The 26,316-nt window shown below is 60.0% G+C and carries 16 protein-coding genes; 4 read left to right on the plus strand and 12 right to left on the minus strand.

Annotated elements, in window-relative coordinates; genetic code table 11:
- Positions 1-49: 49 nt before the first annotated feature.
- The 5 genes from HU742_RS13060 to HU742_RS13080 form a co-directional block, all read right to left on the minus strand.
- Positions 50-2,518, minus strand: coding sequence for a UvrD-helicase domain-containing protein (locus HU742_RS13060; protein WP_186642750.1), 2,469 nt, complete (start codon positions 2,516-2,518; stop codon positions 50-52).
- Between the two features lie 211 nt (positions 2,519-2,729).
- Complete coding sequence (pgm, locus tag HU742_RS13065; RefSeq protein WP_186642751.1) at positions 2,730-4,376, minus strand: phosphoglucomutase (alpha-D-glucose-1,6-bisphosphate-dependent); 1,647 nt, start codon at positions 4,374-4,376, stop codon at positions 2,730-2,732.
- Positions 4,377-4,467: 91 nt separating this feature from the next.
- Complete coding sequence (locus tag HU742_RS13070; protein ID WP_186642752.1) at positions 4,468-5,865, minus strand: aminotransferase-like domain-containing protein; 1,398 nt, start codon at positions 5,863-5,865, stop codon at positions 4,468-4,470.
- Between the two features lie 75 nt (positions 5,866-5,940).
- Positions 5,941-7,428 (minus strand): hypothetical protein, encoded by a 1,488-nt coding sequence (locus HU742_RS13075; protein ID WP_186642753.1) that lies wholly within the window; start codon positions 7,426-7,428, stop codon positions 5,941-5,943.
- Positions 7,429-8,111: 683 nt separating this feature from the next.
- Positions 8,112-9,137: a zinc-dependent alcohol dehydrogenase family protein gene (locus HU742_RS13080; protein WP_186642754.1), complete on the minus strand. Its 1,026-nt coding sequence runs from the start codon at positions 9,135-9,137 to the stop codon at positions 8,112-8,114.
- 256 nt (positions 9,138-9,393) lie between these two features.
- Here HU742_RS13080 and HU742_RS13085 point away from each other — a divergent pair, with 256 nt between their 5' ends.
- Positions 9,394-10,308: a LysR family transcriptional regulator gene (locus HU742_RS13085; RefSeq protein WP_225923569.1), complete on the plus strand. Its 915-nt coding sequence runs from the start codon at positions 9,394-9,396 to the stop codon at positions 10,306-10,308.
- 121 nt (positions 10,309-10,429) lie between these two features.
- On the opposite strand, the gene acuI is transcribed toward HU742_RS13085, so the two are convergent.
- The 3 genes from acuI to HU742_RS13100 all read right to left on the minus strand — a co-directional run bounded on the left by acuI (position 10,430) and on the right by HU742_RS13100 (position 13,386).
- Positions 10,430-11,416 (minus strand): acrylyl-CoA reductase (NADPH), encoded by a 987-nt coding sequence (acuI, locus tag HU742_RS13090; RefSeq protein ID WP_186642755.1) that lies wholly within the window; start codon positions 11,414-11,416, stop codon positions 10,430-10,432.
- A 73-nt stretch (positions 11,417-11,489) separates the two neighbouring features.
- Positions 11,490-12,302: an oxidoreductase gene (locus HU742_RS13095; RefSeq protein ID WP_186642756.1), complete on the minus strand. Its 813-nt coding sequence runs from the start codon at positions 12,300-12,302 to the stop codon at positions 11,490-11,492.
- A 199-nt stretch (positions 12,303-12,501) separates the two neighbouring features.
- Positions 12,502-13,386 carry a LysR family transcriptional regulator gene (locus tag HU742_RS13100; RefSeq protein ID WP_186632627.1) on the minus strand — a complete coding sequence of 295 codons (885 nt, stop codon included), beginning with the start codon at positions 13,384-13,386 and terminating at the stop codon, positions 12,502-12,504.
- Between the two features lie 149 nt (positions 13,387-13,535).
- Here HU742_RS13100 and HU742_RS13105 point away from each other — a divergent pair, with 149 nt between their 5' ends.
- On the plus strand, positions 13,536-14,768 hold the full coding sequence (locus tag HU742_RS13105) for an MFS transporter (RefSeq protein WP_186642757.1): 1,233 nt from the start codon (positions 13,536-13,538) through the stop codon (positions 14,766-14,768).
- 67 nt (positions 14,769-14,835) lie between these two features.
- Here HU742_RS13105 and HU742_RS13110 read toward each other — a convergent pair whose 3' ends face one another.
- The 4 genes from HU742_RS13110 to HU742_RS13125 all read right to left on the minus strand — a co-directional run bounded on the left by HU742_RS13110 (position 14,836) and on the right by HU742_RS13125 (position 23,715).
- A complete protein-coding gene (locus tag HU742_RS13110) occupies positions 14,836-19,224 on the minus strand; it encodes a M10 family metallopeptidase (protein ID WP_186642758.1) in 4,389 nt (1,462 codons plus the stop codon).
- Positions 19,225-19,315: 91 nt separating this feature from the next.
- Positions 19,316-20,659, minus strand: a complete 1,344-nt coding sequence (locus HU742_RS13115) for a TolC family protein (protein ID WP_186642759.1) — start codon at positions 20,657-20,659, stop codon at positions 19,316-19,318.
- 1 nt (position 20,660) lies between these two features.
- Positions 20,661-21,980 carry an HlyD family type I secretion periplasmic adaptor subunit gene (locus HU742_RS13120; protein ID WP_186632638.1) on the minus strand — a complete coding sequence of 440 codons (1,320 nt, stop codon included), beginning with the start codon at positions 21,978-21,980 and terminating at the stop codon, positions 20,661-20,663.
- A complete protein-coding gene (locus tag HU742_RS13125; RefSeq protein WP_186642760.1) occupies positions 21,967-23,715 on the minus strand; it encodes a type I secretion system permease/ATPase in 1,749 nt (582 codons plus the stop codon). The genes HU742_RS13120 and HU742_RS13125 overlap by 14 nt, the downstream gene beginning before the upstream one ends.
- 411 nt (positions 23,716-24,126) lie before the next feature.
- Between HU742_RS13125 and HU742_RS13130 the strand changes: the two genes are divergently transcribed.
- Together HU742_RS13130 and mexE are read left to right on the plus strand one after the other, a co-directional pair.
- On the plus strand, positions 24,127-24,882 hold the full coding sequence (locus tag HU742_RS13130) for a substrate-binding periplasmic protein (RefSeq protein ID WP_186632644.1): 756 nt from the start codon (positions 24,127-24,129) through the stop codon (positions 24,880-24,882).
- Between the two features lie 176 nt (positions 24,883-25,058).
- Entirely contained in the window at positions 25,059-26,312 is a 1,254-nt protein-coding gene (mexE, locus tag HU742_RS13135; protein WP_186642761.1) for a multidrug efflux RND transporter periplasmic adaptor subunit MexE, read from the plus strand.
- The last annotated feature ends 4 nt before the right edge of the window (positions 26,313-26,316 follow it).

Below are 26,316 nucleotides of genomic sequence, written 5' to 3' on the forward strand. Positions count from 1 at the left end.
CAAAGCCCACAATTGATGTGGGCTTTTTTATGGGCGATTCAATCTGATCTCAACCTCGGGCACGGCGATGGTCGAGGAAGAACGGCTTGCCCGCGCCGATCCGGTCCGAAGCCTTCGGTGCATTGACCGCCTGGCCTTCCTGGGAGTCGACATACCAGTAGCAATGCTGGATCGCACGGGTGATGCCCACATAGGCCAGGCGCAGGACCTCATCTTTCTGCGCCGTGTCGTACGGTTCGATGTCACCTTTTTGGCCCAACCCGGCCATCCGGTAAACCTGATTCTTGTAGGGCGAACGGGTGAGGTGCTGGCAATCCCCTAAGAGGAACACCGCATCGGCTTGAAGACCTTTGGCGCTGTGATAGGTCATCTGCCTGAGCCGCCGCTGCGGGTACGGCAGGCTAGAATCCACATTAACTATTTGGCTAATGTTCTTTTCCATCAAGGATTTATCGCTGCTTTTTCGATACAACATCAAGATCGAATCACCGTTGCGGTAATGTTCTTCGAGTCGCCGCGCCAACCCTTCGTCGTCCCGGTCCAGCACCGTGACCGGATTGGGTACACGGGGCTTGCCGCTTGCCTTGGCTTTTTTACCGGGGATGGATTGCGCCGAGCGAACGATGTGCTCGGCCGCATCAATGATGTATTGGTGGCTACGGTAGTTTTCAGTGAGCATCACCCGAGTTGTGGCCGGTGACGGGAACTGCTTGTCGAAGCCCATGAAGAAACTCGGCGAACTGCCGCGCCAACCGTAGATTGACTGCCAGTCATCGCCCACGCACAGCAAGGATGAACGTTGCGCACCGCGCCCCACGTGCATGGCGGGTCCGCGCCTGCGCACCTCGTCCAGACTCGCCCGTATCCAAGAGACGATTTGTGGAGAAACGTCCTGGAACTCGTCGATCATCAGATGCGAAAGCGGCCTCAGTAATGTGTCGTCGAGCAGCTTGAAGTTTTCTGGCGAATGCTCGCTGAACAGCGCAAACATTCTGTTGTAAGTCATCACTGGTGGCGACTGGTCGAGCAAATGGTCTTCAAACGCCCGCCAGAATCGACTCAAGGCTTCAAAAAAATACCGATCGGGATCGTCTTGGGCGAAACACATTTTGCCAACCGCATCCGGGACGTCCAGGCCGAGGTTTTCGATAAAGCCTGCCGCCGAGACGAAACAATCCAGCAACGGTGCTGAACTCAATTCACCCTTGACCCGGTAATCGAACCCGGGCCCCGAGCTGGCGTTCCCCGCCAGCGAGGTCATGACGCGTTTGGAATCTTCATAGCTGTCTAACCAAATCAATGGTTTACGCGAAAAAGCTTGAAACAAGGTTCGCTTTACAGCCCATTCGGCGCGCAGGCTCAGCTTGGCACCGGGTCGGCTCAGTTGGGAATTTTCACGGGGATCGAATCCCAACATCACCCATGCATCGAGCGACTGACTATAGCCATGGCAATAGAACCGTGATCCGTTGATCTCGAACACCTGGCGCTTGGGCTCAATGCCCTTGATCGGCCAGGCACCCGCGCGAAACCATAGGTCTTCAATCGCATCGCACAACGCTTCATCGCGCTGAGCCGCCAACTCAGTCACTGCCACACGCTTTTGCACATCCGGGTGGTCACGTTCCAGCGCCTTGAGTTGCAGCGCGTGGAGGGAAAGCGGCTTGATCAGCTCGCGGAAGCGCTCGTCGCGCTGGTAGAGTTTGTGATAACAGGCATTGAGTTGCTGGCGCTGGGCATCGTTGATACGTAAATCGAACGGATTGCCCTGGGTGTCGTCGTCATCCGCCCCGGTGCGGTGGCTCAGCGTCTCGAACGCCTGCAGCCGCTCAAACCCCGGCAGGCTACGGACCATGGGCAGGAGACGGGAATGGAAGGTGCGCACTAGGTCGCGCGCCTCCTTGAGGCTGATGGTGCGCCCCCAAAGCGCAAACACCGCGACCAGTTTTTCGATGAAGTCCTTGCGCGACTCCCGGGTAAACGTCACCACGGTCATCGAATCCAGCTCGAAACCCAAGTACTGGGAGAGCAGCACAACCCGCAGCACCAACGTCGTGGACTTGCCCGCACCCGCGCCGGCTATGACCGAAGTCGTGGGCGTGTCGCTGAAAATCATTTTCCATTGCGCACTGCTGGGCTGCTCATCCGTCGGTAAACGTCGCGCAACGTCGGCCTTGACGCGCTTCTTCAGCTCAGCGGTGACGGGCAGGCGCCAATCGTCGAATAACAGATCATCGACCTTGGGAGGCGGGTGCTCGGTACTTCGTGAGTCACGGATCAACAGGACCTGACGGCCCTCCTCCAGTCCTTCGGCTTTGCCTTCGCCGAAACCGTAGTCGAATCCGGCGGCATGACCGCTGCGAAAACCATCAGCCTGGCCGTGCAGCCAGGATGCGCGATGCTGGGCGCGCAGACGGGTCAGGCCGTGGCCGAAAAATCGCGCGGCCAGGCGTTTTAACCAGGGCATCTGAGCCAGGGGCAAAAGTTCGGGAGGAAGATCGGGGCTGTGTTGCGACACGCTGGAAACTCCGGTGTTCAGAACCATGGCGACCATGGTGTCTGGATTTGCCAGCGGATTCCAGCCAAAAGCTTTTAACTCAGGGATTTAGGCGATGAAATGAAAGTGTCGTATCAGGATGCCCATTGCCAATTACAAGCAGCCTCGCCCCCATAAAACGATTTGCATCGTTGCAAATCGTATCGTGTGGGTGAGGCTGCTTAGCTGTTTATTACCGTCCGGAAATAGCCCCGTCCACCAGTGCCTGGGCCTCGACCACCAATTGTTTCAGGTGCTCGTCGCCGATGAAGCTTTCGGCGTAGATCTTGTAGATGTCTTCGGTACCGGATGGACGCGCCGCGAACCAGCCGTTTTCGGTCATGACCTTCAAGCCGCCGATGGCCTGGTCGTTGCCTGGCGCATGGCTGAGGATGCTCTGGATCGCCTCCCCGGCCAGCTCGGTGGATTGGACCTGATCCGGCGACAGCTTGCTCAGCAGTGCTTTCTGTTGCGGGCTGGCCTTGGCGTCGACGCGCACCGAGAACGGTTCGCCCAGCTCATCCGTCAGGGCACGGTAGGCCTGGCTTGGGTCACGACCGGTACGAGCGGTCATTTCAGCAGCCAGCAGCGCCGGGATCAGGCCGTCCTTGTCAGTACTCCAGACGCCGCCGTCCTTGCGCAGGAACGAAGCACCAGCACTTTCCTCGCCACCAAAACCCAGGGAGCCATCGAACAGACCGTCGGCAAACCACTTGAAGCCCACCGGCACCTCATAGAGGCGTCGCCCCAGGCGCTTGGCCACGCGATCGATCAGGCCGCTGCTGACCACGGTCTTGCCGATGGCGGCATCGGCCCGCCATTGCGGACGATTCTGGAACAGGTAATCGATGGACACCGCCAGGTAGTTGTTCGGGGCAAGCAGGCCACCACTCGGCGTCACGATACCGTGGCGGTCGTGATCCGGATCGCAGGCAAAAGCCACGTCGAAGCGTTCTTTAAGGCCAATCAGGCCTTGCATGGCGTGACTCGAAGAAGGGTCCATGCGGATTTGCCCATCCCAGTCGACCGTCATGAAGCGGAAGGTCGAATCCACATGGGTGTTGACCACTTCAAGATCCAGCCGGTAGTGCTCGGCAATGGCTGGCCAGTAGCATACGCCCGCGCCGCCCAGCGGGTCGACGCCCAGGCGCAACCCGGCACCACGGATGGCATCGAAATCGATGACGTTGACCAGGTCAGCCACGTAGGTATTGAGGAAATCGTGGCGGTGGGTGGTCTCGGCCTTGAGCGCCTGTTCATAGCTGATGCGCTTGACGCCAGCCAGCTGATTGGCCAGCAGCTCATTGGCCTTGGCTTCGATCCATTTGGTGATGTGGGTATCTGCCGGACCGCCATTGGTGGGGTTGTATTTATAGCCACCACTCTGCGGCGGATTGTGGGACGGTGTGATGACGATGCCGTCAGCCAGGCCGGTGGTACGGCCACGGTTGTAGCAAAGGATGGCGTGGGAAATCGCCGGCGTGGGCGTGTACTCGTCTCCTTCGGCGATCATGACGGTCACGCCGTTGGCGGCCAGCACTTCCAACGCGCTGGCGCCCGCCGGGGTCGACAACGCATGGGTGTCGATACCGACGAACAACGGCCCATTGATGCCCTGGGCTTCACGGTACAGGCAGATCGCCTGGCTGATGGCCAATACGTGCCATTCATTGAAGCCCAGGTCGAAGGAGCTTCCCCGGTGGCCCGAAGTGCCAAAAGCCACGCGTTGGGTCGAAACCGAAGCATCGGGCCGGCCAGTGTAATAGGCCGTCACCAGTCGCGGGATATCGATCAACAACTCTGCCGGTGCCGGCTTGCCCGCAAATGGACTGACTGTCATGCAAAACCTCGGAATGGAGTGGCTCGAGAAATGAACGCAGTTTACTGACAGTTCGACCATCAAGCGATGGGTTCGATCCATCGCCCTGTCATCATGATTGTTCGGCCCTCAACGCATCGGCCAACGCGCAGAAGGCTGCGTCTGGATCCTCGGTCCCGCTGACCACGTGAGCCAAACGCAAATGCTGATCGTATAGTCCCTGTATGCTGAACAACTCCCCCGGCGCGATAACGATTCGCTGGGCAAGAAGGCGCTGGAAAACGCGCCGCAGATCAGCTTGGCGCGATGACCGCACCCAGATCGTCGCGCCACCTTCAGGCTCCACCCATTGCAGGCAGTCCCCTAGCCGCTCGCCTATCCACTGCGTCGTCGAAACGGCACTTTCACGCAGCAAGCGCCGCAGCACCTGCAAGTGCTGGTCGATCCGACCATTGCTGTACAGGCGAGCAATCGCCTTCTGGCGAATTGGCGACAGACGAAACGCGCGCAACAGAAAATGCCGCTGCAGCGACAGCGTCAATTGCCGCGACAGCAGATAACCGTAGGGCGCTTCGGCACCGATGGTTTTTTCGAAAGTGGAGTAGACAATCAGCCGATCCGGGTCAAGCAAGTCTCGGTAAGGCGTTCCTCCTGGCTCGAATATCAGGTCGGTATAGCTGTCGTTTTCCAGCACCCATGTGCCGTACGAATCCAACAGCCGCGCCACCGCGTGGCGATTGCCTTCACTTGCCTGCGTACCCATGGGCATGCTCAGGACCGAGGACAGCACCACCAACCTTACCGTTTCGCTCGCCAGTAAACGGGCCAGTTGATCAACATCGATTTCGCCCCCTTCCTGCAACGACAGTTCGATGACCTGGACGTCGGCCGCTTGCAACAAGCGCAGGATCGTCCAGTCGCAGGGCGATTCGATCAACACCGTTGCGCCCTTGAGGGCCAGCACGGCAATCAGGATTTCCAGGACCCCTCTCAGGTCGGCCCCGATATACACGTCGTCGGCATTCCAGCATCTAGCCGGCGACGAGGTGTAGCGCGCCGCCAGCGCCATGCGCAGCTCCTGCTCGCCCCAAGGCTGCGAAGGCAGCTGCGAAGCGCGTGGATACTGGCGTAGCAACTCGCGCTCAAGCAACAGGAGCGGACTGTCCAGCGGCTGCAAGGACGCCGGTTCGTCGTCGCTCAGCGCCAGCATGCCTGGCCGGCGTGCATTGACATACAAGGTCTCAAGCAAATCGTCGCTACCGCCGAGTGTAGCAACGCAGGGCACCGGCAACGCGTAATAACCGGACTTGGCGATCGAATACACACGCCCTTCTTTCTCCAGCAAGGAATAAGCGTACTGGATGGTCGAAATGGATACGTTCAAGCGCTCGGATAATTGCCGCAACGACGGCAGGCGCACCCGGGCGTCGGTGCCCAACTCATTGATCAGGCTCGTCAGGTATCGATAGACCGCCTGGTAAGCAAAATCGGTTTCACGGCCACCCTTCATGAAGAAAGGCCAACAAAATGTGCCATGACCGGACATGGCCGGATGATGGAGCAGAAATCGTTCAAGCAGTGCTCCTCAACGCCAAGCCGATCGTCCACACAGGCCGTCGCCCTCCTGCTCGTCGTCCTCCGTAGCAACGCTTCCGACAGCCGATTGCAGGTCGCTCGTCAAGACGCTTTCCGCTTCCGCCGGGCTAATACGCGTCCGGTACAACTTGCCCAGCATGGGAATGGGCAGGCCGCTGACATCAACCATCCATTGCGCAACCTGATCGGCCACGGCTCCGCCCCGCATGGCCTTGTGCAAATCTGGCATCGCCACCAGCATGCCGGGATGGCAACAGCGCAGGAAATGCTCCAGGCCGGCGCCGTTTTCCACGAAGGGTGCGAACAGCATGCAAACCAGTTGCGTTTCGTTGAGGCCCAGCGAGTTTTGCGCTTCGACAGCCGCCTGGGCGCGGCGCTCAGGAATGGCCGCCGGCGTGCCGAACAATTCCTGGACCTGCTGGCAGACGTGCATGGGCAGTTGCTTGCGATGCATGATCATGATGGTTCGCTGCACATAGTCGCTGTAGCCCGTTTCATAACTGCGCCCTTGCAGGTAACAAGCCTGCAAGCCGTACAAGTGGGCGGATAGATACGGACTGAGGTACTCATGTTCAAGCGTTGGCACGATCAGTCCGTGGGAGCGCACCCCCAGGAACTCGCTGAACAATGGCCAGTTGTTTTCTTCCGACCGGTCGACAATCAGGTCTTCGATGCTGATATGCCCTATCCGCCGACGGGCCTCGAACTGCCCCTCGGGCTGCCACGGCCCCAGGCATTCCTGCCCGTAGAAACCCCGGAAGACCTCGCCGCCCAAGGTCTCGAGATGGGAGAAAAGGCCGTCATAGCCACAACCTGGGTCAATGGCCCGGCCGATCTTGTGCATCGAGCGTTGGAGGCCCGTCATGAATTGCTTTTGCTGGCGTGGCGTGTCACAGGTGACCCATGAGTCCACGCCCGACTCCCAGCGCGCCATGTGCCTGTAGAACTCCGCCATCGCCAGGTAGCCGTCGTCGCCCATGCCCAAGAGGCTGTCATTCGACCGCAGGTGCCCGAAGACCAGCATATCCAAGCGATTGGCCTCGTGCCCCGCCGTCGACAACGCTTTGTTGTGGTTGAACGGCACCACTTCACGATTGTCCGCCATCAGCAGCTCCACACGCGGATCATCGTAGACAAACAGAGCGCTATAGCAGCGATGGATATTTTCCAGGCTGGCCTGCGTGGTCTCGCCCAGGCGAGGCGTGGCGACGCGCAGATCGAACGTCGTCGGATGCCGGCCAGCAATGCTCAACTGCGCGGCGCGCAAGGCCGTGAGAACATAGAATCCTTCCCGGCTTCCGTTCTGGACGGTCAACACGCGGTATTCGCCTATGCGGTCGATGCCTCCGGCTGCGACGATCAAGCGCTGAATCAAAAGCTGCAATGCAGTCCGTTCCGCACGAGAATAAAAATCCAGCAAGCGCTGCAATACTTGCTGATATACGTAAGTCATCGCCTGCTCATGAATTGCACTCATAACCATTTACCTGGAAATTCGATTATCGGCGTCGCGCCCGCTTGATTTACACGACGTGTTGGTCTGGAGGATTGTTTTGCTATTGCCCGAAGTATTGGCGACAGGCTTGAATACTGTCCTGCGTAATTATTTGACACATACGAGCAGTGCCACCCCTTCTCCGCCACTGGCGCTGGCAATCCCCCCGGAAACATGGGGCATCGCCAAACGTTTAAAGTGTCCTAGGAGATTTCTTACAACTTCCCACAGACAGGGGATACAACAAATAAGGAAGATGCCGAGCGGCGACCTGCCTGCTGCCCCAGCCACTCTTCCCCTTTGTCGACGCACAGCCATGAAGGAAATAACGCGGAAGTCACTTGGAACATGCGCAGAAGATTCGAAATCAGTACAAAGTCTGTATCGCGCCACGACTTCTTCCTTGAGTTGGAAACAAGCGCTCAATTATCAGGACTTAAATAATGATTAGAAGATACAGATTAACGGCAAAAACCAGTTCAGTTGCCGTTCTCGCGGGGTGAGCCTTCAACGCGCCGTAGTGAAACGGCCTTGCGTCACGCGTGCCAGGCGCAGGTGCGCACTTTCCGGCGGACACGATGGATTACGAACGAGGAAGAAAATGGTCGGTACGACCAGGGCAGCGCAAGAGTCGAAGCCCGTGACTCTTGCGCAAGGGGGGATAATCAGGCGGGATCGACTACCTGAAGGGCAACACGTTCACGGCAAGGGCATTCGCCCATGTAACGGTGAGCTTCGACAAACTCGGAGAACGGAAACACCCGAGTCTTGAGCGGCAGCAGCACGCGATCAGCAGTCAGCTGATTGATATCGCGCAACGCCCGCTGCAACGCCACCTGGTCCTGGACAATGCCCAGCTCCGGCTTACCGGTGAAATTGCCGATGCAGTGCACAAAGAACTGAATGTTCTTCTGGAACGCCGCGCAGGCTGGAAAGGGTGTCTGGTTACCGCCCTGCAAGCCATATAGCACCAGGCTGCCACGGGGTGCCAGCACGTCGCCGAGAAGCGACATCTGCGGCCCGCCGAGACCATCGAACACGACATCGACGCCACGACCATCAGTGAGCTTGTTGATTTGCATCAGCAAGTCCTGTTCTTCGGTGACGATGACCTTTTCAGCGCCAAGCGACAGAAGATAGTCGCGTTCGTCGGAAGTCTTGGTCGCCGCAATCACCCGTACGCCCAAGGCCTTGCCCAATTGCACAAAGGATGGGCCGGCGCAATGGCTGGCGTCGGTCACCAAGGCAAATTGCCCGGGTTTCACCCGCGCCAGATCCATATAGGCAAAGTAGGCGATCAGCAGCGGCGTGTAGTGCACTGCGGCTTCGATCGGGCTGAGCACGTCGGGGTAACGAGTCAACGCCGTACGGGGCAGCACGATGATTTCACCGTACACCGGGTAATCGTTCGGGCTCTCGGCGGGGAAGCTGGCGACCTTGTCGCCCACGGCCAGGTCATCGACACCCCCGCCAACCGCCGTCACCACCCCAGCCATCTCATGACCCAGCCCGGAAGGCAGGCGGGCCTGGGACGACGCCAGGTTCTGGCGCCACAGGGTGTCATACCAACTGATGCCGATCGCTTCGACGCGGACCTGCACTTCTCCTGGCGCAGGAAGAGCCGCCGCATGCTCTTCGCATTTGAGCACCTCGGCACCACCAAACTTGTGAAAACGGATCGTGCGGGACATCGCAAACCTCGTCAAAGTTACCTCTAATGCCATGAACTCTATCCGGGCTTTGTACCCAAGACCATCAGTGGCTATTAATAGTCGACATGCCTGTCATTGATTCCGCGTAGGAAAACCGAACCAGTCCGGTAAGACTTATCCCTAAAAAATGCAATTAGCCGATGCAGAGTACCAGCCTTTCCCCGTAAGATTCACGCCGGTCATTGTTCTCATATGGCCGCCCACGTCAAGCTTGCCGAATCTGCCAGGACCCCAGATGAATCGTAATGACCTGCGTCGTGTCGACCTGAACCTGTTGATCGTGTTCGAAACATTGATGCATGAACGCAGTGTGACCCGCGCCGCCGAGAAGCTGTTTCTCGGCCAGCCGGCCATCAGTGCCGCGCTGTCGCGCCTGCGCAGCCTGTTCGATGACCCGTTGTTCGTGCGCACCGGGCGCAGCATGGAGCCCACGGCCCGGGCGATCGAGATCTTCGCCCTGCTGTCCCCGGCCCTGGATTCGATTTCCACGGCCGTCAGCCGGGCGGCGGAGTTCGATCCGGCCACCAGCACGTCGGTGTTTCGTATCGGTCTGTCAGATGACGCCGAGTTCGCCCTGCTGCCCATGCTGCTCAAGCGCCTGCGAGCGGAAGCGCCAGGCATTGTGCTGGTGGTGCGGCGAGTCAACTACATCTTGATGCCAGGTCTGCTCGCCTCAGGTGAAATTTCCATTGGTGTCAGCTACACCGACGACCTCCCGGCGAACGCCAAGCGCAAGGTATTGCGCCGCAGCTTACCCAAAGTGTTGCGCGCCGACACCGCGCCGGGACGATTGACCCTGGACGAATTTTGCGCCCGCCCCCATGCATTGGTTTCCTTTGCCGGCGACTTGAGCGGCTTCATCGACGAAGAGTTGGAAAAACTCGACCGCAAGCGCCATGTGGTGCTGGCCGTGCCGCAGTTCAACGGCTTGAGCACGTTGCTGGCGGGCACCGACATCGTCGCTACGGTGCCCGACTACACCGCCGACGCATTGACCGCCGCTGGCGGCGTACGCGCCGAAGACCCACCGATCCCGGTGCGCAGCTTCGAGCTGCACATGGCCTGGCGCGGATCCCAGGACAACGACCCGGGCGAACGCTGGTTGAGATCGCGGATTCAGATGTTTTTTGGCGACCCTGAGAGTCTCTAACTGCGGGCAGCTTCAGCGACGTCCACGCAGTTGGTGCGCAAGAATTGCCGGCGCGTATCGCTCGCGCCGTGAAAGCGTCATGGATGACTCCTCAGTTCCAAATGGCCGCGAGAAGCGTAGGTCACGCGTTCACATCGACGACCGTGCGCCCCCGGACCTTGCCTTCCAGCACCTGACTGGCGACCGCTGGAACCTGTGCCAAACCCACCACCTGAGTGGTTCGGGCGAGCTTGCTCAAGTCGAGGTCCCGCGCCAGTCGTGACCATGCCTGCAACCGGACGTCTTGCGGCGCATTGACAGAATCGATACCGGCCAGGGTCACGTTACGCAAGATGAAGGGCAACACCGATCCGGGCAGGTCCGCCCCCTGGGCCAGGCCGAAAGCAGCGACAACGCCACGGTATTGAGTCTGCGCCAAGGCGTTGGCCAAGGTATGGCTGCCGACCGAGTCGATGACGCCCGCCCAGCGCTCCTTGGCAATGGGTGCGCCCGGCTCTGACAAGGTGTGGCGATCGATGACTTGTGTCGCACCCAGATCGCTCAGGTAGCCGGCTTCCTCTTGACGCCCGGTCGAGGCCACCACCCGATAGCCAAGGCCCGAGAGCAGCGCGATCGCCACCGAGCCGGCGCCGCCGCTGGCGCCCGTGACCAGGATATCGCCGCGCTCCGGGGTCAGTCCGCCATGCTCCAGCGCCAAGACGCTGAGCATCGCCGTATAACCTGCCGTGCCGATCGCCATCGCTTCCCGGGTCGAAAATACCTCGGGGACTTTTACCAGCCAATCGCCGCTCACCCGTGCCTTCTGGGCAAAACCGCCGTGATGGGTCTGGCTCAGCCCCCAACCGTTGACCAGCACCCGGTCGCCAGCCTGGAAACCGGCGTGGCTGGAGCTTTCGACGATGCCGGCGAAGTCGATGCCTGGGATCAATGGAAACTGGCGGATCACCGGCGTGCGGCCACTGAGGGCCATGGCGTCCTTGTAGTTCACGGTGGAATATTCGATCGCGACAGTGACGTCTCCGGGCATCAAGTCCTCGTCGTTGAAGTCGACAAGGTTGGTGGAGATGACATCGCCAGTTTTATTGGAAAGCAGCGCTTTGAAGGTCATTGTTGTTTTCCTGTCCGTTTGAGCGAATTCGGGCCAGCGCTTGTGCTCCAGAGCGCTGGACAGCGTAGGCGATTCAGGCCAATTGCATGGCTTTGCGAATGCCCGAGTCCAGCAGGCCTGCCGGAGCGAAGCGGCGCATGAATTGCAACTGGGCGGCGGCCTTGCCAGCGGTATAGCGCAATTTCGGCCGATCGGCACGAGCAGCCTTGAGCACCACGTCGGCGACCACATCGGGCCCCTCGGCAGACGCCATTGCCTGATTGACGACTTTGGTTACCTTTACCCGAATATCCTCATACAGGTCCAGCTTGGCGTCGGCCTGGAAGCTGTTGCTCTCGAATGCGGTTTTCGTATAGCCGGGCTCGATGACCACAACCCGGATGCCATGGGTACGCAGTTCGTGATCCAGCGCCTGGGAATAGCCATCCACCGCATGTTTACTGGCCACATAGAGCGCGACATAAGGCACGGGGACAACACCGAGTATCGAACCGATGTTGATGATTCGACCGACACCTAGGCGTCGCATGTGAGGCACGACGGCGCGGGTCATTCGCACGACACCGAGGAAATTGGTATCGAGGAGCGCCTTGGCTTGCTCGATCGAGCTCTCTTCGGCTGCGGCCGGGGCGAGTCCGAAGCCCGCGTTGTTGATCAACAAATCGATGCGCCCTTCCAACCGCAACAGCTCTGCGACGGCGGCTTCGACGCTGGCATCGTCAGTCACGTCCAGGGCCAGCATCGCAAACGCCTGACGTTCCGCCCGAGCTCCTCGTCGACTGGTGCCGTACACACGGTAGCCAGCGGCCACGAGTTTGTTGGCAATGGCTTCTCCGATGCCAGACGAAGCGCCTGTCACCAACGCTACGGGTTTAGGGATTGTCATAGGAACTCCTCGGGCTGGGTCGGCCCGGCATCGAAGCGTGTCGGGCGAAGCTATGATGATGGTCATAATCTTCGCCGTCAATATTTTGATTTCGATCAACATCTAACTGATGACTCGAATACCCGCTCTACCGGGCGCCACCCCGTTGTCAGGCCGCTCTTACTAGCTGTTCCGGTTGTTTTGATCCGCTGTGCTGCGCTTATCGCTTGAATAACTCAGTGCACATGAAATCAATGAACACCCGCAACTTGGGCGCCAGATGTTTGCTGGAAGGCCAAAGCATGCGGAACGTGTTCTGGTGCTGATTGAAGTCATCCAGAACGGTGACCAATTCCCCAGCGGCGAGCGCATCGCGTACGGTGAAGTCCGGCACACAGGCAATCCCCAGTGCATCGCGTACAACGTGTAGCAACGCTTCGGTGGTGTTGCAGATCAGAGCCGCCGGCAGAGCGAGATCCGCCTCCCCTTCCCCGGCGACCGGCCAAACCTGCAATCTGCCGGAGCTCGGAAATCTGTACAGCAGGCAGGCATGCTGCAACAAATCCGCCGGGACCTGCGGCCGGCCATGTTCGACGAAGTACCGGGGTGAACCGACCACCAACAGTTTAAATGTGCCCAACGGCCTGGACATCAGCCGGGAATCGTTCGGTTCGCCGGTACGAATAACCGCGTCAAAACCTTCCTCGACGATGTCCACCAATCGATCAGAAAAATCCAGGTCCAGCTCAATACTCGGATAGCGGCGCATAAACGCAATCAGCGTCGGCATGACCAGCCCCGCCACCAAAGGCAGGCTCACCCGCAATCGCCCGCGCGGCGCTTTTCGGGTTTCGGACAACTCGAACTCCGCCGCTTCGATTTCGCACAGGATGCGCCGGCAGCGTTCCAGGAAAAGCGCGCCCTCCGCCGTCAGCGTGATACTTCGCGTGCTGCGATGGAACAGACGCACGCCCAATCTTTCTTCAAGGCGAGCCACGCTTTTGCCCACCGCCGACGAGGAGACCCCGAGTACCCGGCCCGCCTCTGAAAAGCTTCGAGCCTCGGCGGCCCGAACAAAAAAATCTATCCCGCTTAACGATTCCATGGCAGATCCATTAGAGACAATTTGTCCGTTGTGTTCCGAACCTTAGCATTATTGTCTTCACTCTGAAGCGCACTTACCGTAGCCGCCAGATAGTCATCCTTGAGGGACGGAATCATCCAGTCCACCAGCGGCTTACAGGAAGGTGAAACATGACGATTGCCAATACCCGGATCGGCGCAGATCGAAACGACGGCGAAGATGCCGCACCACTCCCCCTCGGATCGCTGTTTGCCTTGGCACTGGCAGCGTTCGTCACTATCCTCACCGAAGCACTTCCCGCTGGCCTGTTGCCGCAGATCAGCGAAGGGCTGGCGGTCTCGCAAGCTCTCGCAGGCCAACTCGTTACTGTCTATGCGCTCGGTTCGTTGCTCGCAGCCATCCCGTTGACGGCAGCCACCCAAGGCATGCGCAGAAGGCCCTTGTTGTTATTGGCCATCGCCGGCTTCGCCATCGCCAATACCGTCACGACACTGTCCACCAGCTACGGTTTGACGATCATCGCTCGGTTGCTCGGTGGTGTTTCAGCCGGGCTGCTCTGGGCATTGCTGGCCGGTTATGCCGCCCGCCTGGTGCCAGAACGCCAAAAAGGTCGGGCAATCGCGATTGCGATGGTTGGAGCGCCGCTGGCACTGTCCCTGGGCGTGCCGGCAGGCACTCTGCTTGGCAACCTGATTGGCTGGCGGATGAGCTTCGCCATCATGAGCGTGTTTGCGATTGCCTTGATGGTCTGGGTACGTCTCAAGGTGCCTGACTTTACTGGGCAACCCCGGGCGACGCGGCTTGAATTAGGTCGGGTGTTTGCTATGCCCGGTGTCCGCAGCGTGTTGTTCGTGGTGCTGACCTTCGTATTGGCGCACAACATCTTGTACACCTACATCGCTCCCTTCCTGGCAGCGTCCGGGTTGGCCGAACGAACGGATCTTGTATTACTGGTGTTTGGCGTCGCCTCGCTACTCGGCATCTGGATCGTCGGCGTATTGATTGATCGACACCTTCGGGCCCTGACGCTCGCCAGCACAGTCCTGTTTGCCATCGCCGCGTTGATGCTAGGGATGATGCGCGACATGCCGGTCGCGATCTATGTCGCGATGGCAGCGTGGGGAATCGCTTTCGGTGGGGCCGGCACGCTGTTCCAGACAGCCATTGTCAAGACGGCGGCACAAGCAGCTGATCTCGCCCAGTCCATGCTGGTCACCGCATGGAACGTTGCGATTGCCGGCGGTGGAATCATCGGAGGCGCCATGTTGAATCATCTGGGGGTCGTTGCGTTTGCGCCTGCGCTGACGGTCCTGCTGCTTTTGGCACTGGCGGTGGCGTGGTCGTCGCAACATGGCTTTGCGGCACACGCCAAGCGTGACGCCGCTGCCGCTGCGGTGACCTGATATCCGCCCAAGGCAAAGCCTTCAAATCGCTCAGCCGCCCCTCATCGAAGGCAGGCTGAGCGATTGATCAAGCAACCAGATCGTTGGCACTGAACGTGTTGACACCGAGCAACTGAATCTCGAAATCAGCGTTCAGGTCGCCGTTGACGTTGCCATACAGCACATGGTCAATGAAGCGCAGTTGCCCTGCTCCGGTGAAATCGTTCGCGTCGATAAAGCTGAACTTACTGAATAACGGTGTCAGGGCATTGGCATCCAATTTCGACAGATCGATCTTGTCGCCCTGCAGGCGGCTGAAATCGAGAATGACGTCACCGGTACCGTCCTTGCCCAGCTCACTCAACGTGCTGAAGACGAAACGGTCGGCTCCGGCGCCACCGATCAAGGTGTCGGTGCCAACACCGCCCATCAGCGTGTCATTGCCGGCTCCGCCATCGAGGCGATCATTGCCTGCGCCGCCGTTGAACACGTTGTTGCCAGCATTGCCGGTCATGACGTTATCCAGCGCATTGCCGCTGCCGTTGATGTGAGCGACGCCCGTCAGCGTCAGGTTTTCCAGATTGGCGCCCAAGCTCCAGCTCACCGAGGAACGCACGGTATCGATCTCGCCGTCCAACGTACTGGTTTCGCTGACGATGTCCTTGAGGTTGTCGACCACGTAAGTGTCGTTGCCGGTGCCACCGATTAAGGTGTCGATGCCGGCGCCGCCGTCCAGGAAGTCCGCGCCATCCAGGCCATTGAGCACGTTGGCCGCGGCGTTGCCGACCAAGCTGTTGTTCGAGGCGTTGCCGGTTAAATTGAGCGCGGCAACGCCGAGCAGCTGGCCGTCCTCGACGTTGGCCGACAAGACATGGCTGACCGAAGTGCGGACCACGTCGCGGCCTTCATCGGCGAGTTCGACAACACTGTCGCCAACGTTATCGAGCATATAGGTGTCGTTGCCCGCACCGCCGATCAACGTGTCGCGTCCGGCCAGGCCATTGAGTAGGTTGTTGCCGGCATTGCCGGTCAGCACGTTGTTCAAGGCGTTGCCGCTGCCGTTGATAGGGGCAATGCCAGTCAGCGTGAGGTTTTCCAGATTGGCGCCCAGCGTCCAGCTCAGGGAGGAACGAACCGTGTCGATTTCGCTGGCCAGGACACTGGTTTCGCTGATGACGTCCCGGAGGTTATCGACCACATAAATGTCGTTGCCGGTGCCGCCAACCAACGTGTCGATACCGACTCCGCCGTCCAGCAGGTTCGCCCCGGTGTTGCCGGTGATGCGGTTGTTCAGGGCGTTACCGGTGCCGTTGAGGCTGGCGGCGCCGAGCAGCGTCAGGTTCTCGAAGTTGGTGCCCAGGTTGTAGCTGATGCTTGAAAAGACACTGTCAATTTCAATCAGCGACGCACCCCGCTCAATCACTGTGTCGCCAAGATTATCGATGTAATACGTGTCGTTGCCCGCACCACCGTCCAGTTGGTCGACGCCTGCGCCACCATTCAACACGTTATTGCCGGCATTGCCGGTCATGACGTTATCCAGCGCATTGCCGCTGCCGTTGATGTGGGCGACGCCCGTCAGCGTGAGGTTTTCCAGGTTCGCGCCCAAGCTCCAGCTCACCGAGGAGCGCACGGTGTCGATCTCGCCGTCCAGCGTACTGGTTTCGCTGACGATGTCCTTGAGGTTGTCGACCACGTAAGTGTCGTTGCCGGTGCCACCGATTAAGGTGTCGATGCCGGCGCCGCCGTCCAGGAAGTCCGCGCCATCCAGGCCATTGAGCACGTTGGCCGCGGCGTTGCCGACCAAGCTGTTGTTCGAGGCGTTGCCGGTTAAATTGAGCGCGGCAACGCCGAGCAGCTGGCCGTCCTCGACGTTGGCCGACAAGACATGGCTGACCGAAGTGCGGACCACGTCGCGGCCTTCATCGGCGAGTTCGACAATGCTGTCGCCAACATTATCGAGCATATAGGTGTCGTTGCCCGCACCGCCGATCAACGTATCGCGTCCGGCCAGGCCATTGAGTAGGTTGTTGCCGGCATTGCCGGTCAGCACGTTGTTCAAGGCGTTGCCGCTGCCGTTGATAGGGGCAATGCCAGTCAGGGTGAGGTTTTCCAGATTGGCGCCAAGGGTCCAGCTCAGGGAGGAACGAACCGTGTCGATTTCGCTGGCCAGGACACTGGTTTCGCTGATGACGTCCCGGAGATTATCGACCACATAAATGTCGTTGCCGGTGCCGCCAACCAACGTGTCGATACCGATGCCGCCGTCCAGCATATTCGCCCCGGTGTTGCCGGTGATGCGGTTGTTCAGGGCGTTGCCGATGCCGTTGATATTGCCGGAACCGCTTAACGTCAGGTTTTCGAGATTGGCGCCCAGGGCGTAGTTGACGGACGAAATAACGCTGTCGATTTCAACCAGCGAAGCGCCTCGCTCGGTGACCGTATCGCCGAGATTATCCACGTAGTAGGTATCGTTGCCGGCACCGCCGTCCAGTTGGTCGACGCCTGCGCCACCATTCAACACGTTATTGCCGGCATTGCCGACCAGCACGTTGGCGAGCGCATTGCCGCTGCCGTTGATGTGAGCGACGCCCGTCAGCGTCAGGTTTTCCAGATTGGCGCCAAGGCTCCAGCTCACCGAGGAGCGCACGGTGTCGATCTCGCCGTCCACAGTGCTGGTTTCGCTGACGACGTCCTTGAGGTTGTCGACCACGTAAGTGTCGTTGCCGGTGCCACCGATCAAGGTGTCGATGCCGGCGCCACCGTCCAGGAAGTCCGCGCCATCCAGGCCATTGAGCACGTTGGCCGCGGCGTTGCCGATCAAGCTGTTGTTCGAGGCGTTGCCGGTTAAATTGAGCGCGGCAACGCCGAGCAGCTGGCCGTCCTCGACGTTGGCCGACAAGACATGACTGACCGAAGTGCGGACCACGTCGCGGCCTTCATCGGCGAGTTCGACAATGCTGTCGCCAACATTATCGAGCATATAGGTGTCGTTGCCCGCACCGCCGATCAACGTATCGCGTCCGGTCAGGCCATCCAAAACGTTGTTGCCGGCATTGCCGGTCAGCACGTTGTTCGAAGCGTTGCCAAGGCCGTTGAGGTTGGCGAGCCCGGTCAGGGTGAGGTTCTCCAGGTTGGCGCCCAGCGTCCAATTCAAAGAGGAACGTACGGTATCGATTTCGCTGGCCAGGGTGCTGGTTTCGCTGATCACGTCCTTGAGGTTGTCGACCACGTAGGTGTCGTTGCCGGTACCACCAACGAGCGTGTCGATACCGATGCCGCCGTCCAGCACATTCGCCGCGGTGTTGCCGGTGATGCGGTTGTTCAGGGCGTTGCCGGTGCCGTTGATATTGCCGACACCACTGAGCGTCAGGGTCTCGATGTTGGCGCTCAAGACATAATTGCTGGAGGCCAGGACTGTATCGACTCCGCTATTGAGCGCACTGCTTTCCTGAATAACATCGTCGATATTGTCGACGACGTAGGTATCGTTACCTGCCCCGCCAATCATCACGTCCTTGCCAGCGCGACCGTTCAGCACGTTGGCCAGCGCGTTGCCAATCAGCGTGTCGTCATTGGCCGAGCCGACTGCGTTTTCGATTTTGGTGCCATAGGCGATCGCCAGGCCTTCATTGAAATCAGTGTCGGTACTGAGGTTCACGAATGCCTGGCCGATCTTGCTGAACTGCCCTTCGTTCAAGTTGATACGCACAGCTTGCGCCTGGCTGCTCGCATCAATGGTATCGATGCCGCCCGCGTCCCAGATCGTCTCGAACACAGACTGGTTGGCAGTCCAGCTATAGGTGTTATTACCGATTTGCCACTGGTTGTTCGCGCCGTAAAGACTCTGGATCGCGGCGATATCCAGCAACATCGGTGTCGTGGGCTGATACGAGTAATTGTTGTTGTAGCTCATGATCGTATAACGAACGTCATCGAACTGAGCGGACAGGACTGTGGCGTTTGAATCGCTTGGCGAAAACGGATGCTTGAGGCCTAGCCCGTGGCCGATCTCATGCATGAACGTCATGTAGTCGTAGGTGCCTTTGACAGGACTCGGGTCATTGGTGACTGGACCGATCCACACATCACCCCCGCTAGGGCTATTGGCCGGGTAATAGCCCCAGGCAGCGAAGCTATCGGGCATATCCATGTAGCCGCCGAATCGCAAGTCTCCAGTGTTGGCGAGTGTATCGGAGACCTGTTTGAACTTGAGGTTGGAGACCGAGCTCCACGCACCTAGCGCGCTGGTGATGCTGTTTTGCTGTGCCGAGGTGAGGGAGTAGCTGGCTCGATATTCGTCGAAATCACTGTAGTTCCTGGCGAAATAGGAATTCGTACCCAAGAAGCTGTACGTCAACGACGTACCCGTGGTCGCGCTGCCAGCCCAATAAGTGCCGTATAGCAAACTGTTGACCTGCACATTGCTAGTCAGCTTTGCATACGAAATCGAGGAATAACCAAGTGGACTGGGCATACGAGCTTCCTATGGGCGATCTGCGGCCTTTCCCGGGTGCGGCCGCGACAAGTGGTTCATTTTGCCCGAAAAATGGCGTCAATAATATTACTTAGCCATCATTTTTTGACCGTATATCCGACGAGGCGGGGGCAACGAGCCATTCGTTGGCTTTGCGGATATCCCCCTCCCCCAACCTTCCGCTCCAGCGGTGCAGGACCAGCAGGCTGGTGACGAAGCGGTATTGGGACTGAAGGAAATCACGCCGCGCGCGAAACTCCTCCTTGATGCTATCGAGTACATCCACGGCATTCTTGACGCCGTAGGTGAAGGCTTTTTCGGTGGCGACCCGGGACTTTTCAGCGGAATCCAAAGCGCGGCGCGTCGCCTTGATACGACTCAGCTCGGCGCTCATGCCCAGGTAGGCCGTACGGGTTTCCTTGATGACCTGGCGTCGCAAGGCTTCCAGTTCCTGCTGGGCGACTTCCTTGTCGCTTTCGGAACTTGAGACTCGGGCACGGGTGGCGCCGCCACTGTAAAGCGGAACTTGCAAATCGAGGGACGCGACGAGGTTGTCCGAGCGAGGCGCCAACGCGCCTTCATAGCCGATGTCGCTGCGTTGCGCCATCAGGTTGAGGCCCAGTCGGGGCAGATGCCCGGCCCTGGCTTCACCGATAGCCGCCTCGGCGGCGCGGATACTGTGTTCGCGCGCATGCAGCGCCGGGTTGCTGTCCAGCGCGGTCTGCACCCAATAATCCTGCGCTTGTGCCGGCAAGCTGAACGCCGGATTATCGGCGATGCGCTTGAACGGCTCGGTGACGGCGCGCCCCACCAGTTCGGACACTGCTTCGCGGCTGACCTCGACCTTGTTGCTGGCCTCGATCTCATCAGCCTTGAGCGCATCCACGCGCGCCTCGAGGTCCAACGTATCGGTCACCATCGCCATCTGGCGCGCATAGAGGGCGTTGAGACGCTTGAGGTTGCGCTCGGTCGCGCCGAGCTCGCTGCGCACCAGAGCCAGTTCGTCTTCCGCTGCGAGCACCGCAAAATACCGCTCGGACAGGTCAATGCTGGCCTGCACCTGGGTATCGTCGGATTCGTACTCGCTTTGCCGGGCCAGCTCCACGTACCGCTGATAACTGCGCCAGACCTGCGGGTCGTAGATCACCTGATTGAGCATCACCGCCATGCGCTTGCCGTTGTACTGGATACGGCTCAGATCATCGTCGCGCCGACTGCGGTTGACGCTACCGCTGGCGTTGAGCTGCGGCAACAACTGACCGAAGGCCGCTCGCTCGTTGCCCTCTCCGCTGCGAATCAGGGCTTGTGCCCGAAGGATGCGCGGATCCGCCCCCTGCGCCTCTTGATGCAATTGCCAGAGGTCCAGGTAAGCGTCGTTGTCAGCTAGAGCGCCAAACGGCATGAGCGCCAGGCACAGCAGGACCAGAGGCTTCATATCAATCCTCGATCAGCGAGCGGGCGAATGCATTGCTCGCAGGCTGCATCAAATACTCCAGCAGCGTCCGCGCGCCGGTATTGATCAGCACCTCCACCGGCATACCCGGCACCAAAGCGAGGTCGCCCAGCGCCAAGCGCCCGTTGTCGGTCAACGCCACCCGCGCCAGGTAATAAGGCGCGCCGGTGTCTTTGTTGACCAGGCGATCGGCGGATACCTGCACCAGCTGCCCTTCCATGACGGGCGTGGTGCCGCTTTTGAACGCGCTGAAGCGAATACCCGCCAGTTTGCCGACCTTGATCCGGTCAATGTCCATTGGCGAAACCTGCGCCTCGACGATCAATTCCTCATTGGCCGGGACAATGTCCAGCAGCGCGGTGCCAGGGCTGACCACGGCGCCCAGGGTGTGCACCGTCATGCCCATGATCCGGCCTGATTCTGGCGCAAGGATATCGGTGCGCTGGTCGCGATCCTGCAAGGTGGCCAGTCGTTCACGCAGCTCGTAGACCTTGGTCCGCGCATCGCCGAGCAAACCCGCGACTTCGGTAGCGAAGGTTTTTTTCAGCTGAAGTATCTTCAGCCGCGCTTCGTCGACATGAACCCCCGCTCGCGCGCTTTCGGACTGGCTTTCGGCAATTTCGGCGTGCAGGCGCGCAAGGCTGCGCTCCTGCTCGCGAAGGCGTTGCTTGTCGACGTAGCCTTCAGCCAACAACGCACGCAAATCGGAAATTTCTTCCTGATAGGACACCGCGAGCAATTGTTTGCTGGCGACGATGGCCTTGTAGCCACGAATCTGTTCTTCGATCTGCCCGATGGACTTCTCCAGCAAGGCGATCTCGCCGAGCAACGAAGTGCGGCGGGTCTGGAAAATCCGCGCCTCGCTGTCGCGGGCCTCGCGTACGCGCAGGTCGGCAGGATCCAGGGTCGGGACGGCCAACGGCTCGGGCAATGCATCACGTTCAGCCACCAGCCGGGCTTCGAGTTCGAGGGCGGCAATCAGCTGGCTGCGCATCGCCTCCATCTCCGAACGTGCCTGGGTGTTGTCGAGCACCAGCAGCACATCGCCCAACTTCACCAAGTCGCCGTCATGCACGCGCAGTTCACGGACGATGCCGCCTTCCAGATGCTGCACGGTCTTGCGATAGCTTTTGACCGTGACCACGCCCGGCGCAAGCGCCGCGCTGTTGAGCGGCGCCAGGGTCGCCCAGCCGCCGAACAGGCCGAAGGTCACCAGCAGCATCAGATAACCCACTCGGCGCACCGGTTTGTCGTCGATAGGCAAGCCGACCCTGTCGACGGATGAGGGACTACTGTTTTGCATAAAGCTGTTCACCCGTTTTCTGCGCTTCAACCGCGGCGACCTGCTGGGTGGCTGGGGCTGCGCCCTGCAACCGCGCCAGCACCTTGTCCCGTGGACCGAACAGGCTCAGCTCGCCTTGATTGAGGACCAACAGTTTGTCGACCTGCGCCAGCACCCCGGAACGATGGGTGATGACGAACACCGTGGCCCCACTCTGCTTGAGCTTTTTCAGCGCCTCGGTGAGCATCTTCTCTCCGGCGTCGTCCAGGTTGGAGTTCGGTTCATCCAGCACCACCAGGCGGGGCTCGCCGTAAAGCGCGCGGGCCAAACCGATGCGCTGGCGCTGGCCACCGGACAATCCACCACCATTGGCGCCGATCACGGTGTCGTAGCCATCGGGCAGTTGCAGCACCAGCTCGTGGACCCCGGCCATGCGTGCGGCAGCGACCACCGCGGGCGCGTCCACCGGGCCGAAGCGTGAGATGTTCTGGCTGATCGTGCCCTCGAACAACTCGATGTCTTGCGGCAGATAACCAATGTACGGGCCCAATTCGTCCCGGCGCCATTGGCTGATGTCCGCGCCGTCCAGGCGCACCGTGCCGGACTGGCCAGGCCAGATCCCGAGCAGCGCTCTGGCGAGGGTCGACTTACCGGCGCCGCTGGGACCAATGATGCCCACCACCTCTCCCGCCGGCACTTCGAAACTCAGGCCACGAATGATCGCCTGGCGGCTGTTCGGCGATCCGACACAAAGCCCTTCGACGCGGATCGCTCCTTCGGGTGCCGGCAACGACATGCGTTCCGGTTCGGCGGCGATCTTGAGCAGTAGTTCATGCAGCCTGGCGTATTGCCCCCGCGCACTCAAAAAGCCTTTCCAGACGCCGATCAACTGATCGATGGGGGCCAGGGCGCGGCCGAGCAAAATCGAACCGGCGATCATCAGTCCCGGCGAAATCTCCTGATTGATCGTCAGGTATGCGCCAAGGCCCAGCACCAGCGATTGGACAATCTGGCGGAACGTCCTGGACACCGCGGCAACGCTCGTGGCGCGGTCACTGGCCAGACTTTGCAAAGACAGGATGTTGTAGGTTTGTCCATCCCAGCGCTGGCGCAGACTGCCCAGCATGCCCATGGATTCAACCACTTCGGCGTTGCGCAGGCTTTTGTTGGTAAACGCGGTGGCCGCCATCTGTTCACGGTTGGCGGCTTGCAACGGCGCGTGGGTCAGCTTCTCGTTGACGAAGGCCAGCGCCCCCAGCAATAACGCGCTCAGCAGCCCCATCCAGCCGTACCAGGGATGGAAAATGAACATGACGGTGAGGTAAATCGGAATCCACGGCGTGTCGAAAAACGCGAACAGACCATTGCCAGTCAGGAACTGGCGCAACGCATTCAAGTCACTCAGCGGTTGGGCCGTGGCGTTCATGCCACAGGAGTTGAGTGCCTGCTTGAAGCTCGCATCGAACAGACGCCGCCCAAGCAGCGTGTCCAGGCGCGTGCTGATCCGCACCATGATCCGAGAGCGAACCCATTCCAGGCCGCCCATGGTAGTCATCATCAGCAGCATGATCAGCGTCAACATCAATAACGTCGACAGGCTGGTGCTGGCGACTGCGCGGTCGTAGACCTGCAGCATATAGAACGAGGGGACCAGCATCAGCAAGTTGACGAAAAAGCTGAAAAAGGCAACGGAAAGAAAACTGCCTTTGCACGCGGCAAGGGCGCCTTCCAATTCGGTCCGGGGATGGGCTGACATGGTTCTTTCCCTGAGGTCCGCTTATGTTCATACCTGCGAAAATCGTAGGGAGTACAAGTACACGAACGCCTTGATTTTCCTGGCTGGGGCGCTCGAAAGCGACCGCGCAATAGAAGTTATGTGCGCTGTATCGGCATGGGCGCGCGGTTCTGAAGGGGCGCTGCTTTACAAGGTTCGATGGAGTGCACCCGCCTGACATCAAATCCCGCGCACCCGGGTTTTTATCGTCGGGATGATCTATACCTTCAGGAACACGCAATCAGGCCGGATGACAAACGCGGACATGTCCACACAAGAACGCGCCGTGTATGCAAGCGCGTCCCCATGACACAGCGGCCTGCAAGACGATGTGACTGGCGCCCGGCATGCGTAGAATGGCGCCCCGCCCTTTCAATGCCTGAAGTATCGATCATGAGCCGGATCAACCGCGTTTTGAATGGCCGTACCCAAGCATTGTGCCTGCTCTGCCTGTTGCTGCTGGTAGTCGATCACGCCCGCAGCGAGTCCCAGGTGCTTGAACTGCACATCCTCGACGCGCCCCCGCTGACCTTCGTCGACGACCCCAGGGGGCACGGGATTATCGGCGATGTCGCGGTGCAAGCCATGACCCGGGCCGGGTACACCGCGAAGATCCATCTGCTTCCCTGGGCCAGGGCACAGAAACACGTGAGCGAAGAACACGATTACTTGATAACGCCCCTGTCGCGCATTCCGGGGCGAGAGGATCGCTTCACCTGGATCGCCCGGATCATGCCCATGGAGCGAGCCTTCTTCAGCCTCGACCGGCAGGTGGACAGCTTCGCCCAAGCGAAAGAAACCTTCCGCAAGATAGGCGTCGGCCTGGGCAGCGCGCAAGAGGAGATCCTGCGCACCGAGGGCTTCCGGGACGACCAGATCTACCCCCTGGCCATCGGCGACAACCCTGCCCAGATGCTACTGATGGGGCGTATCGATGCCTGGTTCAACGGTGTCCCGGAGAGTCGCTACATCTGGCCGAAAGTGTCCAAGCGCAAACTGCTGATGAGTTCGGTCGGCAGCAGCGCCGACCTTTACCTGGCCTGCTCGCGGCGCTGCTCGGCGAAGATTGTCGACGACTTGCGTGAGGCGGTGGAAGCGTTGCGCAAGGAGGGTGCGATCAAGCGTATTCATGATGTTTACCTGCCATAAGACGTGCCCGAAACATCATTGCAAATGATAGCCACCTAACGAAAGCCCCGCTCCAGAGGGCTCGCCAATGGCTTATATCATTCCGAATGATAGTTACCTTTGCTTCATTCGATTCGTTCCTCTGCGCCTCGCCACGCATCATCCGGCCATCTCAATACACTTGGCGGATGCTATCCATGGAACATTCACTTTCTAAACTGCGCTTTCCCCTCGCACTGTTGGCAGTGCTGGTGATCAGCGCTTGCGGCAAGACTCCCGACACGGCAGCTTCCATGCCGGCGGCCAAAGTCAGCGTGGCCAAGGTGCTGGAGCAGCCCGTCAACGAATGGGATGAATTCACCGGACGCCTCGAAGCGCCGGAAACCGTCGAGATTCGCCCGCGTGTTTCCGGGCAGATCGATGAAGTGGCCTTCACCGAAGGTGCGCTGGTCAAGAAAGGCGACCTGCTGTTCCAGATCGACCCGCGCCCCTTCCAGGCAGAAGTGCGTCGTCTCGAAGCCCAGTTGGCCCAGGCCCGCGCCACTGCAACCCGCAGCGAGAACGAAGCCCAGCGTGGCGAACGCCTGCGCTTGAGCAATGCCATCTCCGCCGAACTGGCGGATTCGCGCACCACCGCGGCCCAGGAAGCTCGCGCCGCCGTAGCGGGCATCCAGGCGCAGTTGGACCTGGCGAAACTGAACCTGAGCTTCACCCGAGTCACCTCGCCCATCAGCGGCCGCGTCAGCCGTGCGGAGATCACCGCTGGCAACCTGGTGACCGCCGACGTCACGCCGCTGACCAGCGTCGTGTCCACCGACAAGGTCTACGCCTACTTCGACGCCGACGAGCGCGTCTTCCTCAAGTACACCCAACTCGCCCGCCAGGGCCAGCGCGGCCAGGCCACGCCGGTCTACATGGGCCTGTCCAACGAAGACGGCAACCCGCACCTGGGCCAGATGAACTTCGTCGACAACCAGGTCAACCCGCAGACCGGCACCATCCGCGGTCGCGCGGTATTCGACAACAAGGACGGCGCCTTCACGCCAGGCCTCTACACTCGCCTGAAGCTGGTGGGCAGCGGCACCTACTCCGCCGTGCTGATCAACGACGAAGCCGTCGGCACCGACCTTGGCAAGAAATTCGTGCTGGTGATGGACGCCGAGAACAAGCCTGCGTACCGCGCCGTCGAGCTGGGGCCGAAGATCGAAGGCCTGCGCATCGTGCGCAACGGCTTGAGCAAGGACGACACCATCATCGTCAAGGGCCTGCAACGCGCCCGTCCAGGTTCGCCGGTTACGCCTGAAACGGTGCCGATGGCCAGCGAAGCCACCCTCGCCGCCCTGGCACAACAACGCAAAGCGCTCGAAGCCAGCAACTTGCCTCAGGTCGCGCCCGCCAAGGCGCCGTCCGGATCGGCAGGCAAACTGGCCTCTGCGTCCCCACGCGGTTAAGGGA

The sequence above is a fragment of the Pseudomonas marvdashtae genome (assembly GCF_014268655.2).
GTDB lineage: Bacteria > Pseudomonadota > Gammaproteobacteria > Pseudomonadales > Pseudomonadaceae > Aquipseudomonas > Aquipseudomonas marvdashtae.

What these genes read in the sequence shown, in the direction of transcription:
- pgm (WP_186642751.1), bottom strand. Translation starts at nt 4,376, where the DNA reads ATGACAGTCAGTCCATTTGCGGGCAAGCCGGCACCGGCAGAGTTGTTG.
- HU742_RS13070 (WP_186642752.1), bottom strand. Translation starts at nt 5,865, where the DNA reads ATGAAGGGTGGCCGTGAAACCGATTTTGCTTACCAGGCGGTCTATCGA.
- HU742_RS13075 (WP_186642753.1), bottom strand. Translation starts at nt 7,428, where the DNA reads ATGAGTGCAATTCATGAGCAGGCGATGACTTACGTATATCAGCAAGTA.
- HU742_RS13080 (WP_186642754.1), bottom strand. Translation starts at nt 9,137, where the DNA reads ATGTCCCGCACGATCCGTTTTCACAAGTTTGGTGGTGCCGAGGTGCTC.
- HU742_RS13085 (WP_225923569.1), top strand. Translation starts at nt 9,394, where the DNA reads ATGAATCGTAATGACCTGCGTCGTGTCGACCTGAACCTGTTGATCGTG.
- acuI (WP_186642755.1), bottom strand. Translation starts at nt 11,416, where the DNA reads ATGACCTTCAAAGCGCTGCTTTCCAATAAAACTGGCGATGTCATCTCC.
- HU742_RS13095 (WP_186642756.1), bottom strand. Translation starts at nt 12,302, where the DNA reads ATGACAATCCCTAAACCCGTAGCGTTGGTGACAGGCGCTTCGTCTGGC.
- HU742_RS13100 (WP_186632627.1), bottom strand. Translation starts at nt 13,386, where the DNA reads ATGGAATCGTTAAGCGGGATAGATTTTTTTGTTCGGGCCGCCGAGGCT.
- HU742_RS13105 (WP_186642757.1), top strand. Translation starts at nt 13,536, where the DNA reads ATGACGATTGCCAATACCCGGATCGGCGCAGATCGAAACGACGGCGAA.
- HU742_RS13110 (WP_186642758.1), bottom strand. Translation starts at nt 19,224, where the DNA reads ATGCCCAGTCCACTTGGTTATTCCTCGATTTCGTATGCAAAGCTGACT.
- HU742_RS13115 (WP_186642759.1), bottom strand. Translation starts at nt 20,659, where the DNA reads ATGAAGCCTCTGGTCCTGCTGTGCCTGGCGCTCATGCCGTTTGGCGCT.
- HU742_RS13120 (WP_186632638.1), bottom strand. Translation starts at nt 21,980, where the DNA reads ATGCAAAACAGTAGTCCCTCATCCGTCGACAGGGTCGGCTTGCCTATC.
- HU742_RS13125 (WP_186642760.1), bottom strand. Translation starts at nt 23,715, where the DNA reads ATGTCAGCCCATCCCCGGACCGAATTGGAAGGCGCCCTTGCCGCGTGC.
- HU742_RS13130 (WP_186632644.1), top strand. Translation starts at nt 24,127, where the DNA reads ATGAGCCGGATCAACCGCGTTTTGAATGGCCGTACCCAAGCATTGTGC.
- mexE (WP_186642761.1), top strand. Translation starts at nt 25,059, where the DNA reads ATGGAACATTCACTTTCTAAACTGCGCTTTCCCCTCGCACTGTTGGCA.